Annotated in this window: 12 protein-coding genes; 11 read left to right on the forward strand and 1 reads right to left on the reverse strand. The window is 69.4% G+C overall.

Annotation, left to right across the window (positions count from 1 at the left end):
- Positions 1–53: 53 nt before the first annotated feature.
- From AB0E90_RS10965 to AB0E90_RS10995, 7 genes are all read left to right on the forward strand, one after another.
- Complete coding sequence (locus AB0E90_RS10965) at positions 54–1,148, forward strand: BMP family ABC transporter substrate-binding protein (RefSeq protein ID WP_360402618.1); 1,095 nt, start codon at positions 54–56, stop codon at positions 1,146–1,148.
- Positions 1,149–1,269: 121 nt separating this feature from the next.
- Entirely contained in the window at positions 1,270–2,796 is a 1,527-nt protein-coding gene (locus AB0E90_RS10970; RefSeq protein ID WP_360402620.1) for an ABC transporter ATP-binding protein, read from the forward strand.
- Entirely contained in the window at positions 2,793–4,061 is a 1,269-nt protein-coding gene (locus AB0E90_RS10975) for an ABC transporter permease (RefSeq protein ID WP_360402622.1), read from the forward strand. The genes AB0E90_RS10970 and AB0E90_RS10975 overlap by 4 nt, the downstream gene beginning before the upstream one ends.
- Positions 4,062–4,066: 5 nt before the next feature.
- A complete protein-coding gene (locus AB0E90_RS10980) occupies positions 4,067–5,335 on the forward strand; it encodes an ABC transporter permease (protein WP_360402624.1) in 1,269 nt (422 codons plus the stop codon).
- Positions 5,336–5,361: 26 nt separating this feature from the next.
- A complete protein-coding gene (locus tag AB0E90_RS10985; protein WP_360402626.1) occupies positions 5,362–6,078 on the forward strand; it encodes a cytidine deaminase in 717 nt (238 codons plus the stop codon).
- Positions 6,075–7,349: a thymidine phosphorylase gene (locus AB0E90_RS10990; RefSeq protein WP_360402628.1), complete on the forward strand. Its 1,275-nt coding sequence runs from the start codon at positions 6,075–6,077 to the stop codon at positions 7,347–7,349. The genes AB0E90_RS10985 and AB0E90_RS10990 overlap by 4 nt, the downstream gene beginning before the upstream one ends.
- A gap of 6 nt (positions 7,350–7,355) precedes the next feature.
- Positions 7,356–8,036 carry a DUF4272 domain-containing protein gene (locus AB0E90_RS10995; RefSeq protein WP_360402630.1) on the forward strand — a complete coding sequence of 227 codons (681 nt, stop codon included), beginning with the start codon at positions 7,356–7,358 and terminating at the stop codon, positions 8,034–8,036.
- Here AB0E90_RS10995 and AB0E90_RS11000 read toward each other — a convergent pair.
- Positions 7,991–8,830 carry a putative RNA methyltransferase gene (locus AB0E90_RS11000; protein WP_360402632.1) on the reverse strand — a complete coding sequence of 280 codons (840 nt, stop codon included), beginning with the start codon at positions 8,828–8,830 and terminating at the stop codon, positions 7,991–7,993. The genes AB0E90_RS10995 and AB0E90_RS11000 overlap by 46 nt on opposite strands.
- 26 nt (positions 8,831–8,856) lie before the next feature.
- Here AB0E90_RS11000 and AB0E90_RS11005 point away from each other — a divergent pair, with 26 nt between their 5' ends.
- From AB0E90_RS11005 to AB0E90_RS11020, 4 genes are all read left to right on the forward strand, one after another.
- Entirely contained in the window at positions 8,857–9,927 is a 1,071-nt protein-coding gene (locus tag AB0E90_RS11005; protein WP_360402634.1) for an adenosine deaminase, read from the forward strand.
- Positions 9,928–10,364: 437 nt separating this feature from the next.
- Positions 10,365–13,925, forward strand: coding sequence for a nitrate- and nitrite sensing domain-containing protein (locus tag AB0E90_RS11010; RefSeq protein WP_360402636.1), 3,561 nt, complete (start codon positions 10,365–10,367; stop codon positions 13,923–13,925).
- Complete coding sequence (locus AB0E90_RS11015) at positions 13,922–14,326, forward strand: roadblock/LC7 domain-containing protein (RefSeq protein ID WP_014447580.1); 405 nt, start codon at positions 13,922–13,924, stop codon at positions 14,324–14,326. The genes AB0E90_RS11010 and AB0E90_RS11015 overlap by 4 nt, the downstream gene beginning before the upstream one ends.
- A 96-nt stretch (positions 14,327–14,422) precedes the next feature.
- Positions 14,423–14,803, forward strand: coding sequence for a DUF742 domain-containing protein (locus AB0E90_RS11020; RefSeq protein WP_203725131.1), 381 nt, complete (start codon positions 14,423–14,425; stop codon positions 14,801–14,803).
- Position 14,804 lies beyond the last annotated feature (1 nt).

A 14,804-nucleotide genomic window follows, 5' to 3' on the forward strand; every position in this document is an offset into this window, starting at 1 on the left:
CCCAACTTGAAGACTCACCGACGGGTGTCGGTGTGCATTGGAAGGAGGGCGTTTTGCGCCCAGTACGTGGGAAGCGGATCCTTGCGGTTCTCGCGGCCGGTGGGCTTGCCCTCACCGCCGCCGCCTGTGGTGACGCCCCGGATGAGACTCCCAGCGGCAGCAGCTCTGCCAGCACCGCTGCGGCATATAAGGCCTGCATGGTCACCGACACCGGCGGCATCGACGACAAGTCGTTCAACGCTTCCGCGTGGGCCGGTCTGCAGGCTGCGAAGACGCAGGCCAGCAACGTCGACCCGAAGTACGTCGCGTCGACCGCCGAGGCTGACTACGAGCCCAACCTGCGCGGCTTCGTGACCCAGAAGTGCAACTTCATCCTCTCGGTCGGCGGCCTCATGGGCACCGCCACCCAGAAGGTGTCGGACGCCAACAAGGACTCGCAGTTCGCCATCGTGGACAGCGGCAGCACCGGGACCAACGTTTTCCCGATGCAGTTCGCCACCCACCAGGCCTCGTTCCTCGCCGGCTACCTCGCCGCGGGTTACTCGAAGTCGGGCAAGGTCGCCACGTTCGGCGGCATGAAGATCCCGCCGGTGACCATCTTCATGGACGGCTTCGCCGACGGCGTCGCGTACTACAACAAGGTGAAGAGCAAGAACGTCACCGTGCTCGGCTGGGACAAGACCAAGCAGGCCGGCAGCTTCACCGACGACTTCGCCAGCGCGGCCAAGGGCAAGGCGCTCGCCAACACGTTCGTCTCGCAGGGCGCCGACGTGATCCTGCCGGTCGCCGGTGGCACCGGCCTCGGTGCGGCCGAGGTCGCCCAGGGCTCCAGCGGCAAGGTCTCGATCATCTGGGTCGACCAGGACGGTTGCACCAGCGCGGCGCAGTACTGCGGCGTCTTCCTGACCACCGTCGTCAAGAACATCAAGGACGCGGTCGAGAAGGCCGTCGTCTCCGGCGCCACCGGCACGCCGCTCGCGGCGTCCCCGGGCTACCTGGGCACGCTGGAGAACAGCGGCGTCGAGCTGGCCGAGTACCACGAGTTCGACAGCAAGATCGACGCGGGCCTCAAGTCCGAGGTCGAGAAGCTGAAGGCCGACGTCATCTCGGGTGCCGTCAAGGTCGAGTCGGCTAACGCCCCTAAGTAAGCAGGTAGGTAACATCCTGGCCGCCGCCGATCGCGAGAATCTCTCGCGGTCGAGCGGCGGTTCCCATGTCGGCCAACCCCCAATGTCAGCCGAGCGGTAGGAGATTCCGCTGAGACTCGAATTGCGCGGCATCACCAAGCGCTTCGGCGACCTGGTGGCCAACGACCACATCGACATCACGGTCGAGCCCGGCGAGGTGCATGCCCTGCTCGGCGAGAACGGCGCCGGCAAGTCGACGCTGATGAACCAGTTGTACGGCCTGCTCCAGCCGGACGAGGGCGAGATCGTGGTGAACGGAGAGGCGAAGGTCTTCCGGAGCCCCCGTGACGCCATCGCCGCCGGCATCGGCATGGTCCACCAGCACTTTATGCTGGTCCCAGTCTTCACCGTGGCGGAAAACATCGCGCTCGGCGCGGAAGACGTGCGGGGCGGCCCGCTCGGCATCCTCGACCGCCGCCGCAACCGCCGCGACGTGCTGGAGACCTCGAAGAAATACGGCCTGCCGGTCGATCCCGACGCCCTGGTGGAGGACCTGCCGGTCGGCGCACAGCAGCGGGTCGAGATCGTCAAGGCGCTGACCCGCGACGTCGACCTGCTCATCCTGGACGAGCCGACCGCGGTGCTCACCCCGCAGGAGACCGACGAGCTGCTGGCGGTCATGCGCAGCCTCGCCGAGGGCGGCAAGTCGATCGTCTTCATCACCCACAAGCTGCGCGAGGTCAAGGCGGTCGCCGACCGGATCACCGTGATCCGCCGAGGCCGGACCGTCGGCACCGCCAGCCCGGACACCTCCGAGGACGAGCTGGCCGCGCTCATGGTCGGCCGTTCGGTGAGCCTGGAAGTCAGCAAGACCCAGGCCGAGCCCGGCCGGGACGTCCTGTCGATCAGCGGCCTGGTGGTCGACGACGACCGCGGCGTCCGCGCCGTCGACGGGGTCGACCTGACCGTCCGGGCCGGCGAGGTGCTCGGCATCGCGGGCGTCCAGGGCAACGGTCAGACCGAGCTGGTCGAGGCCATCATGGGCCTGCGCGCGCTGCGGACCGGCTCGATGGCGCTCGACGGCGAGAGCCTGGCCGGGATGAGCACCAAGAAGATCCTCCGCTCCGGGGTCGGCTACGTCCCCGAGGACCGCAGCCTCGACGGTGTGGTCAAGGAGTTCTCGGTCGCCGAGAACCTGGTGCTCGACATGTACGACCGGCCGCCGTTCGGCAACGCCCTCCGGCTCAACACCAAGGCGATCAACGAGGCGGCCGCCGAGCGGGTCACCCAGTTCGACATCCGCGCCTCGTCGGCGACGGCGACGGTCGGCACGCTCTCCGGCGGTAACCAGCAGAAGGTGGTCGTGGCCCGGGAGATGTCCCGGCCGCTACGCCTGTTGATCGCCAGCCAGCCCACCCGCGGCGTGGACGTCGGCTCGATCGAGTTCATTCACAGCCAGATCATCCATGAACGGGACAACGGCACCGCCGTACTCGTGGTGTCCAGCGAGCTCGACGAGGTGGTCGGTCTCGCCGACCGGATCGCGGTGATGTACCGCGGCCGGATCCTCGCCATCGTCTCGCCCGACATGCCCCGCGAGGAGATCGGCCTGCTGATGGCCGGCATCACCGGCGCAGAGGCGGAACCGGAAGAGGAAGAAGCAGAGTGACTACTGACGTCGAGGCGCCCCCACCCGCCAAGGAGTCGCCGGAGAAGAAGGAGGACGGCTTCCTCACTCTCTTCCTGAAGAACCTCTGGTCGGCCAACACCGTCACGGTCACGATCCTGTCGATCTTCCTGGCGCTGGTCGTCGGCGCCGTGCTGATCGTGATCTCCGACTCCGAGGTGCTGTCGAAGTTCTCCTACTTCACCTCCCGGCCCAGCGACGCGCTGCAGTCGAGCTGGGACCTGATCAGCGGCGCGTACGCCGACCTGTTCAAGGGCGCCATCTTCGACCCCGCCTCGTTCCAGGCCTGGTTCAACGGCACCGGCACCTGGCAGGCCGCGTTCGGGCCGGTCTCCGAGACCCTCACCTACGCGGCCCCGCTGGTCTTCACCGGCCTGGCGGTGGCGATCGCCTTCCGCGGTGGCCTGTTCAACATCGGTGGCCAGGGCCAGGCGGTCATGGGCTGTGTGTTCGCCGGGGTGGCCGGCTTCGCCTTCCACCTGCCGCCCGGCCTGCACCTGATCGTGGCGCTGCTGTTCGGCCTGATCGGCGGCGCGCTCTGGGGTTTCCTGCCCGGCTTCCTCAAGGCCCGCACCGGCGCCCACGAGGTCATCACCAGCATCATGCTCAACTACACGGCCACGCTGTTCCTCGGCTGGCTGATCCTGCAGAAGGGCGTGCAGGACCCGGAGCGCAGCGACGCGATCAGCAAGACCATCGCGCACTCGGCCGAGCTGCCGGCGATGCCCGATCCGCTGCGGGTGCACCTCGGCATCGTGATCGCGGTCGGGGCGACGGCCGGCGTCGCCTGGCTGATCAACCGGTCGTCGTTCGGCTTCGAGCTGCGCGCGGTCGGCGTCAACCCGCCCGCGGCCAAGACCGCCGGGATGAGCGTCGCCAAGACGTACACCATGCTGATGGTGGTGGCCGGCGGCCTCGCCGGCCTCGGCGGCGCCACTCAGGTGCTCGGCACCGCGGACAAGCTCACCGCCCAGGTGGCCGGCAACATCGGCTTCGACGGCCTGCTGGTCGCGCTGCTCGGCCGGAACAAACCGTGGGGCACGCTGTTCGCCGCGATTCTCTATGGCGCCCTGCGCGCCGGCGGCAACCTGATGCAGGTCGACGTCGGCATCTCGCTCGAACTGGTCACCGTGCTGCAGGCCCTGATCGTCATCTTCATCGCCGCACCGGCCCTGGTAAAGGCGATCTTCCAGCTCCGCGCCGCCCGTTCCGCACGGCTCGGCGCCTCGATGGCAAAGGGCTGGTGAGCCGCGTGTCGACGGCGACAGTGGAAAATCTGACGGGAGTCGACGCCCCCGACCGGTTCTGGAACCGGGAACGGCGGCTCGGCGCCGGTGTCACGGTCATCGGCCTGATCGCGGCGGTCATCTTCGGCCCGCTCGCCGAGTCGAAGACCGCGCGGTTCACGCTCAGCACCGACGCGACCGGCGCCGCCCTGTCCATCAACGGGCAGTTCGGCACGATCCTGTTCGGGGTGATCGCGCTGGTGCTCGGCGCGGTCATGCTGACCGGCCGGGCCAAGCGCTGGCAGACCCTGCTGCTCTGCCTGGGCATCGCGGCCTTCGTGCTGTCGTTCCTGTGCTGGCAGGTGGCCGGCAAGTTCATGCCGCTGGTCGACACGCTCAGCGGCAGCGTGGAATACGCCCTGCCGCTCATCCTGGGCGCCCTGGCCGGTGTGCTCGGCGAGCGCTCCGGCGTGGTCAACGTGGCGATCGAGGGCCAGTTCCTGATGGGCGCGTTCGGCGCGGCCTTGGTCGGCACCCTCGCCACCAGCGTCTGGGCCGGCCTGATCAGCGCCATGATCGGCGGCCTGATCATCGCCGCGATGCTGGCCGTGCTGGCCATCAAGTTCCTGGTCGACCAGGTCGTGGTCGGCACCGTGCTCAACCTGTTCGCGCTCGGCGTCACCGGCTTCCTCTACGAGCGGCTGATGCAGCCCAACGCCCTGAAATACAACCAGCCGCCGCAGATGCCGCGCTGGGAGATCCCGGGCCTGGCCGACATCCCGGTGATCGGGCCGGTACTGTTCCACACCCAGGTGCTGACCTGGATCGCGCTGATCCTGGTCGTCGTCATCCACTTCGCGCTGAAGAACACGCGGTGGGGCCTGCGCACCCGCGCGGTCGGCGAGCACCCGACCGCGGCCGACACGGTCGGTGTCCGGGTGCGCGGCCTGCGCTACGTGAACGTGATGGTCGGCGGCCTGATCGCCGGGGCCGGTGGGGCGTACTTCACGCTCGTCTCGACCGGCGCGTTCAACAAGAACATGACCGCGGGCGCCGGCTTCATCGCGCTGGCCGCCCTGATCTTCGGCCGGTGGACGCCGTTCGGGGCGCTCGGCGCGGCCCTGTTCTTCGGGTTCGCGCAGAAGCTCGCCTACTTCCTGAGTGTGGCCGGCAGCCCGGTGCCCAACCAGTTCCTCAACATGCTGCCGTACATCGCCACCATCGTGGCCGTGGCCGGTCTCGTCGGCCGGGTGCGGGCGCCGGCCGCCGATGGCCAGCCATACGTCAAGAGCTGACGGGTTCACCTGGCAGAATTTGCCGCATGGAGATCGACTGGGCTGGACTGCGGGCCGCCGCCATCGAGGCGATGCGGCACGCGTACGCGCCCTACTCCGACTTTCCGGTCGGAGTGGCGGCGTTGGTGGACGACGGCCGGGTCGTCGTCGGGTGCAACGTGGAGAACGCGTCCTACGGCGTCGGGCTCTGTGCCGAGTGCGGGCTGGTCAGCTCGCTTCATGCAACCGGCGGCGGGCGGCTGGTGGCGGTCTCCTGCGTGGATGCCAACGGCAACCCGCTGATGCCGTGCGGGCGCTGCCGGCAGTTGCTCTACGAGCACGGCGGGGGCGAGTGCCTGGTCGAGGCGCTGCCCCGGCCGCTGAAGATGAGCGAGCTGCTGCCGAACGCGTTCGGGCCGGACGACCTCGACAAGGTCAACGGGCCGGCCGGCGGCAACGAGGTGCCGACCGCGCTGGCCAAGTGGCGCGGCCGGGGCACGGTGTTCGTGCACCCCGACCTGTCCGGCGGTGAGACGGTCTGGACCGCCTACTGGGAGCGGTCCGGGGGCAGCCCTTCGGAGAGCGACGTCGCGAAAGGCGTCCTCGAGGAGGGACCGAACTTTCCCACCACCGCCAAGGCGGTCGAGTGGGGCCGGGTCCGCACGCCACGGATCGTGGTGGTGGATGCCGACGGCGGCCTGGCCTGGGCCGGCGAGGGAGAGCCACCGGAGGGCATCCCCGTCCGGTGGGAAGGGGAAAAATGAGCTTCGCTGCGGTGGACATCATCCGGACCAAACGGGACGGCCACGTCCTTTCCGATGACCAGATCGACTGGGTGGTCGACGCGTACACCAAGGGTGTGGTCGCCGACGAGCAGATGTCGGCGCTGGCCATGGCGATCCTGCTGCGCGGCATGACGCCGGCCGAGATCGCCCGCTGGACCGCCGCGATGATCGCCAGCGGGGAGCGGCTGGACCTGTCCGGCGTCAGCCGGCCGACCGCCGACAAACACTCCACCGGCGGTGTCGGCGACAAGATCACGCTGCCGCTGACCCCGCTCGTGGCGGCCTGCGGGGCGGCCGTGCCGCAGCTCTCCGGCCGCGGCCTCGGCCACACCGGCGGCACCCTCGACAAGCTCGAGTCGATCGCCGGCTGGCAGGCCACGATCAGCAACGACGCGTTCAAGCGGCAGCTCGACGACGTCGGCGCGGTCATCTGCGCGGCCGGCGACGGCCTGGCCCCGGCCGACCGCAAGCTCTACGCGCTGCGCGACGTCACCGGCACGGTCGAGGCCATCCCGCTGATCGCCAGCTCGATCATGAGCAAGAAGATCGCCGAAGGCACCGGCGCCCTGGTCCTGGACGTCAAGGTCGGCTCGGGTGCCTTCATGAAGGATCTGGCGACCGCCCGCGAGCTGGCGAGCACCATGGTGCGGCTCGGTAAGGACAGCGGGGTCAACACGATCGCGCTGCTCACCGACATGAACACCCCGCTCGGCCTGGCCGTCGGCAACGCCCTCGAGGTGGCCGAGTCGGTCGAGGTGCTGGCCGGCGGCGGACCGGCCGACGTGGTCGAGCTGACCCTCGCGCTGGCCCGGGAGATGCTCGCCGCGGCCGGGGTGGATGCCGACCCGGCGAAGGTGCTGGAGAGCGGCGCGGCCATGGACACCTGGCGGCGGATGATCCAGGCACAGGGTGGCGATCCGGACGCTTCGTTGCCGGTGGCGCGGGAGACGGAGATCCTGCGAGCGACCCAGGACGGCGTCGTGACGGCCGTCGACGCGTACGGGATCGGCATTGCCGCCTGGCGTCTCGGCGCCGGCCGGGCCCGCAAGGAGGACCCGGTCAGCTTCGGCGCCGGCGTGCTTCTGGCGGTGAAGCCGGGGGACCGGGTCAGTGCCGGGGACGTGCTGCTGGAGTTGCGTACCGATGAATCCGCGCGGATCGATGCCGCGCGCGCCGAAGCGGCGGCAGCGATAACCGTCGGTGCGACCGCGCCCGCACTTACCCCACTCGTGCTCGACCGCATAGCCTGACGCACCATGACGAAGGCCGCCCCCGACCCGCGCGCGGTCCGCGAGGCCAGTCTCGACGAGATCGAGCGACTGGGCCTGCCGCTGCCACCGCCCGGCTTCCCGCTGATCTGGGAGCCGGGCGACACGGTCGAACTGCGCCCGACCGTGGAGATCGAGGCCCGCTGCGCGGTGCTTCACGTGGTCGTGGCGCGATGTTTCGGGATGCCCACCGAGATCGCCATGGGCTGGCTGCTCGGATCGCACCTGGTCGATCTCGTGACCCCGCCGGAGTGGCAGTTCGTGATCGGCGCCGACGGCGATCACCGGTCGTTCGTGCTGCACCACGATGCGGTGTTCGCGCTGGCGTGGTTGCTGGGCCTGACCCGGCACCTGGACCCGACCGCGCCACCCGAGGGCCGGCTGATGTCCCAGATGCCCGACCTGCCATCTGGTGAGACTTTCGGCAGCTGGCGCTCACGGTCGCTGATGTCACCCCGCGACCCGATCGAGGCAGCTGTCCTGCTCGATCTCTACTACTGCCTGGACTGGGCGTTCCAGGAGGCCGAGCGGGTCGGCGCCGACCTACCCGGCGAGCTCGACAGCAACGCGATCGGCCAGCGGCGGTGGGCCCTCGAGTGGGCGGTGATCTTCACCGGCCCCTATCACGACAAACCGCCCGAGTGGGAAGAGGTCGACCTCTCGGTGTGAGGGTGATAGGCGGTGACCTGCACCGCAGCTGTCACCATCACGTCGGTCGTCGGCAGGCCGGCTACCGGCACGTGGCGCGCGCTCGGCGTCATCCCGATCAGCGTGCGCGCCTCGCCCGCGGTCAGTCGCAGCTCCCGCTCGTGCGTCTCGGCGACCCCCGCGGTGAAGTGCTCGTCGAGCGCCTCCCGCACCCGGGCCTGCTTGTCCGGATCGACCCGGATCAGACCGTGCGCGGCGATCAGCTCGCGCAGATGCTCCGGGGCCGGCGTAACCACCAGCAGAATCCCGTCCGGGCGCAGGATCCGCCGGAACTCAGGACCATTGCGCGGCGCGAACACATTGATGACCATGCTGGCCGCCCCATCGATGATCGGCAGCGGCCGCCACACATCGGCGAGGACCGCGGCGGCGCGCGGATGGGCGCGGGCCGCGCGGCGCAGCGCCGGCTTGGCCACATCCAGGCCGAGGCCGATGGCCTCCGGCGCCGCGTCGAGCACCCGGGCCAGGTAACTGCCGGTGCCCACCCCGGCATCAACCACCAAACCACCGATTGCGTACGCCGTGAGCGCCCCGGCAATGAAGTCGTAGTGCCCGGCGGCGAGAAAATCGGCCCGGTCGGCGACCATCTCGGCGGTGTCCCCGACGTGGGGCAGCCGGCCCGCGCTCAGGTCCGCGTAGCCCTGCCTGGCCATGTCGAAGCTGTGCCCGCGAGCACAATGCAGAGCTTGTCCGGCCCGGTGCAGCGACTCTTGGCAATTGGGGCACCGCAGGTACGGCAATGCTCCGTCGATCATTCGTTTCCGCCCTCTAGGCTTCTCTGATGGTCGCCATCTCACACTCCGACATCGTCAAGGCGCCGAAGGCGCTGCTCCACGACCACCTGGACGGTGGGCTGCGCCCCGAGACCATCCTCGAACTCGCCGAGGGGATCGGGCACCAGCTTCCGGCCGGCGATCCGGGGGCGCTGGGCGCCTGGTTCGTCGCCGCGGCCGATTCGGGCTCGCTGGAACGCTACCTGGAGACGTTCGCGCACACGGTGGCGGTGATGCAGACCGAGGCGAGCCTGCACCGGGTGGCCAAGGAGTGCGCGCTCGACCTGGCCGCCGACGGCGTCGTCTACGCCGAGGTGCGTTACGCGCCGGAACAGCACCTGGAACAGGGGCTCGACCTCGACCAGGTGGTTGAGGCGGTGAATGCCGGATTTGTCGAAGGATGCGAGGAAGCGGCGGCATTGGGCCGTCCGATCCGCGTCGGGGTCCTGCTGACCGCGATGCGGCACGCGGCCCGGTCGCAGGAGATCGCCGAGCTCTCGGTGCGTTACCGCGACGCGGGCGTGGTCGGCTTCGACATCGCCGGCGCCGAGGCCGGTTTCCCGCCCACCCGCCACCTGGACGCGTTCGAGTACCTCCAGCGGGAGAACTTCCACTTCACCATCCACGCCGGCGAGGCGTTCGGCCTGCCGTCGATCTGGCAGGCGATCCAGTGGTGCGGCGCCGACCGGCTGGGTCATGGCGTGCGACTGGTCGACGACATCACGGGTGGCTCGGTTCTGGGGCGGCTTGCGGCCTATGTTCGCGACAAGCGGATTCCGCTCGAGTTGTGCCCTTCGTCCAATGTGCAGACCGGGGCGGCGGCCTCGATCGCCGAGCACCCGATCGGGCTGTTGCACGATCTGCGGTTCCGGGTCACGGTCAACACCGACAACCGGCTGATGAGCGGCACCTCGATGTCGCGGGAGATGGCCCTGCTCAGCGAGGCGTTCGGCTGGGGCTGGGCGGAGCTGCAGTGGCTGACCATCAACGCGATGAAGTCGGCTTTCATCCCGTACGACGAGCGGCTCGAGATCATCACTGAGGTGATCAAACCGGCGTATGCCAAGTTGATGGGATGAGTGTCGATCGGCAAGGACCACCGCACCTACGGGTGGTGGCTTTGCCGGGTTTGATGAGGGCCCTCATCCGTTCGGTCAGAATGGTCCCTACAAACATTGCGAAATCGGGCATCTCACCTTGCCCTGGGGCCCTGACCGCGACATCGTCTGTCCTGCCGCGATCCACTACGATCGGGCTCGATCAGCCGGCGCCACCCCCACGCCGAACTGATCGGCATGAGTGACTCTGAGAAACCTTAAACAACACAGGCAGTCATAACGAACCGGCGATGTCCAACTCCGACGGAGCAACATCGCGTCACACAACCGGTCCGTGGCCGCCTGCTCTTTCTCTTTGACACTCGTCGTGATGGAATCTCGGGGGCCCGACGCGGTAGTCGGCCGTGTGCGGTGCCCGGCGACCCGTAAAGCCGGGCCCGAATCAGGAGGACGGTGACGTGAGCAAGCGCCCCAAGACGGCGACCGGCGTCATGTCGCGTCTCCGTCGGCCGGCCGATCGGCTGCGAGATCTGCCGATCTGGTCGAAGCTCGGCCTGATCATGCTGGTTCCTACCCTGGCGACGATCATTGTCGGCGTCAGTGGCCTGGTGGACCACATTGATACAGCGAGTAACGCGGAGCGCGCTCGGAACCTTTCAGTGCTGTCGGAGGCCGCTGGTGGCCTCGTCGACCGCCTGCAGAACGAACGTGCCTACGGCGTCATCCTCACCACGAGCCCGCGGCAGAGCCAGGTCCGGGACGCGGCGCTCAAGGCGTACAGCGGCGAGCACGCGCAGGTCGATCAGGCCAAGGTTCCGTATTCGCAGCAGAAGGCCGCGCTCGACGACGTGCCACCCAAGGTGAGCACGCTGTTGCTGCGGCTCGACCGCAACCTCGAAGACCTTCCGTCCAAGCGCAGCCAGATCGCCAACGGCAAGCTCGGTGTCGACGAGGTCGACGACACCTACGGCAAGCTGATCAACGACCTGCTCTCGGTTCGTGACGTCTCGGCCCAGCTGGCCAGCGACACCGAGCTGAGCGACCACCTGCGGACAGTCGCCGCGGTCGCCCGGGCCAAGGACTACATCGCCCAGCAGCGCGACGTCGGCCACGAGGTGCTCGGCGCCGGCGACTTCACCGCCCCGCTGCGGCGCGCGTTCCTGCTGACCGACACCGGTTTCGAGATCGCCCAGGGCACCGTCGAGTCGGTCGGCACCGACACCGAGATCCAGCTCTTCGAGCGCACCGCGAACGTCAACGACGGTCGCGCCGCCACCAACCTCACCGGTCAGCTCCGTGCCCTGCAGGGTGCGAACACCAAGAACATCCCGTTCGACTCCCAGCAGTGGGAGACGGCGATGATCGGTTACAACAACCTGTTCCGGCAGGTGGAGCAGAAGCTCGACGCCGACATCGTGGTCGAGGCCACCGACATCCGTAACGACGTCAACCGGCGAGTCTTCATCGAGACCAGCGTGCTGCTCGCGATGCTGCTGCTGGCCATCCTGTTCGCCTGGCTGGTCGCCCGGTCGATGGCCCGCTCGCTGCGCGAACTGCGCCAGGGTGCGCTCTCGGTCGCTCAGTTCGGCCTGCCGCACGCCGTCTCGCGACTGCGTGATCCGGCGCTGGCCACCTCGATGACCCCGGCCCAGGTGGCCGACCAGATCGCCGAGCCACTACCGGTGCGAAGCCGGGACGAGTTCGGCCAGGTGACCGAGGCGTTCAACGCGGTCCACCTCGAGGCGGTCCGCACCGCGGCCGAGCAGGCCGCACTGCGTGCCTCCGTGGCAACGATGTTCGTCAACCTGGCTCGCCGTTCGCAGATCCTGGTCGACCGGCTCATCGGCCACCTCGACCGGCTGGAGCGCGGCGAGGAAGACCCGGACCGGCTGGCCGAGCTCTTCCAGCTCGACCACCTCGCCACCCGGATGCGGCGTAACGACGAAAACCTCCTGGTTCTCGCCGGCGCCGACTCGACCCGTGTGCAGCGCGAGCCGGCCGCCCTGATCGACGTGCTCCGCGCCGCGCAGTCCGAGGTCGAGCACTACACCCGCATCGAGTTCGGCATGATCGACCGGGACATCGAGGTGGCGGCGCACGCCGTCAACGACATGGTCCACCTGGTCGCCGAGCTCTTCGACAACGCGACCGCGTTCTCCCCGCCCAACTCGACGGTCACCGTCGAGGCGCGGAAGCTGGGCGACAGCGCGCTGCTCTCGGTCGAGGACCACGGCATCGGCATCAGCCGGGAACAGCTGCGTGACCTCAACGAGCGGCTCGCCAACCCGCCCATGGTCGACGTGGCCGTCTCCCGCATGATGGGCCTGGTCGTGGTCGCCCGGCTGGCAAGCCGGCACGCCGTCAAGGTCGAGCTGCGCCCGGCCGACTCCGAGCGCGGCACGGTGGCCGAGGTCGGCCTGCCGCTGTCGGTTCTGGTCGGCGGCCAGCAGAACGGCCGGCCGCTGCCGTCCAACGGCTACGAGAGCCTGCAGCAGGGCTCCGGCGGGCGTTCGGGCATGCCCGAGCCGCTGGCCCTGGAGAGCGGCCGGGGCGGTTACCCCGGTGGCCGTCCATTCGACCCGAACCCGCCGATGTCCAACGGTGGCATGCTCGGCACCGGTGCCCGGGGGGTCCCGGCCTGGTCCGACCTCACCGGTGCGCCCGGTTCCAACGGCTCCAACGGCTTCGGCACCAACGGTTCCAACGGCAGTGGTGGCGGCGGCTCCAACGGCTTCTACGGCCCGCGCAGCAACGAGATGATCCCGCCGCTGCCGTCCGGCCCGATGGGTCCGCAGGGCTTCGCCGGTCCCGACGGTCTGCCTCAGCGTCGCAACGGCGAGCAGCCGGGCGGCGACGGTTACGGCAACGGCCCATCCATCCCGCGGCAGTTGCCGGCCAACCCGGAGAACCAGGGTCGCGGCGGGTTCGTCCCGCCGGTGTCGGCCCCGCCGGTGCCGCCGGTCTCGGCGCCCCCGATGCCGTCCGGCCCGCCCTACGGCGCCCGGCCCAGCTCGGTGCCGCCGGCGAACGAGCGGCCCGTCTCCGGTCCGCCCGCGAACCCGCCGGTCTGGCCGCCGGTCGCCGAGCGCGACCCGAACGTCGGACCGCACGTTCCGGAGAGCCTCGCCGCGGCGCTCGACATGACCGCCGAGATCCCGCGCTACCGGCCCGAGCGTTCCGACCCGCAGGTCGAGCGCCCGACCAACCCGCAGACCGCGCCGATCCCGTCGTCCGCCCCGCCGGCTCGCCCGGTGTCGGGGACCCCGGTCTCCGCGATGCCCACCTCGGGTGGCCCGCAGACGGAAGCCCAGCAACGGGCAGCCGCCGCGGCCCGGGCGGCGCACCAGGCAGCCGAGGTTCAGGCCGCCGAGGCGCAGGCCACCGCGGCTCAGCAGATCGCGGCGGCGCAGGCCGCGGCGCGTCAGCGGGACAACCAGGGTCAGTTCGCCGACGAGACGATGGAACTGCCGATCTTCCGCGAGCTCGAGTCGGCGTGGTTCACCACGACCACGCCGTCCCGGCCCGGAGAGGGCAAGCCCAACGGCGCCGAGGACGCGATCACCTCGCAGCGGATCCCGACCGGCGACCCCGCTCGCGCGGTGCCGCAGCAGGCCGGTTCGCCCGAGTCGCGAGACCTCGACCCGACGCCGGTGGGCGTTGGAGCCGCGAACGGCTACGGTTCGAACGGCAACGGCGCAAACGGCAACGTGGCTAGCAGCCCGTGGCAGACCGCCGCCGATGAGGGTTGGCAGGCCGCAGCCGCGGCCGCCGAGCGTTCGATCGATACCACCACCACGGCTGGGCTGCCCAAGCGCACACCGATGGCGCAGCTCGTCCCCGGCGGTGTCGACCGTGGCGGAGATCCCGCTCAGAAGCGCACGCCCGAGGGGGTTCGCGGTCTCTTGTCCGCTTACCACCGCGGTGTGCAGCGCGGTCGCACCAAGGAACAATCGACCAACCCGGAGGGAACTCCGGGAGGGCAGCAGTCCTCGCAGGCTGGCAAGGAGCATGAGGCATGACATCTACGCAGGATCTCGGTTGGCTTCTGGCCAACTTCGCCGACCGCGTTCCCGGAGTCGCACATGCGATCGCGGTCTCCGCCGACGGTCTGCTCCTGGCAGCCTCGCGGGACCTTCCGCGTGACCGTGCCGACCAGCTGGCGGCTATCGCCTCCGGCCTGGTCAGCCTCACTCAGGGCGCCGCTCGGTGCTTCGAGGGTGGCGCGGTGCTGCAGACGGTCGTCGAGATGGACAACGGGTTCCTCTTCCTGATGTCGATCTCCGACGGCTCGTCGTTCGCGGTGCTCGCAGCGCGCAGCTGCGACGTCGGTCAGGTGGGCTACGAAATGGCCCTCCTCGTCGACCGCGTCGGCGAAGCCCTTACCCCCGCGCCGCGTTCCGCGGCCGGCGTTCTGGGCTGAACGGGCAAACCGTCGGCACCGTTGGTGTCGGCTACTGTCCAAAACATTGACAACACGAGACACTTCTAGGGTTCGAGGAAGGGGTGAGCGGTGACGATGCCAGAACGCGATGAGCCGACCGGCGCGTTGGTCAGGCCGTACGCCGTGACCCGCGGTCGGACCCGGCCAAAACTTGAGATAGCGCTGGAAGCGCTGGTCGAGACAACCGTGCGCGGGCGATCAGGAATGATCCGCGGCGGGCAGGGTGGAAGCGAGCATCAGTACATAGCGGCTATGTGCGACGGCGGCCGTGTGCAGTCGCTCGCAGAAATCGCTGCACGCATGCAACTGCCGCTCGGTGTGGCTCGAGTGATCGTCGCGGACATGGCCACTGACGGCCTGGTCGCGGTGTATGAGCCCACCTCATTGGACGACGAGACCGACGCGGTAGGCACGGAACTGCTGGAAAGGGTGCTGAGTGGACTTCGCAGGCTCTGAC

The sequence above is a fragment of the Actinoplanes sp. NPDC026619 genome (genome assembly GCF_040638295.1).
Lineage (GTDB): Bacteria > Actinomycetota > Actinomycetes > Mycobacteriales > Micromonosporaceae > Actinoplanes.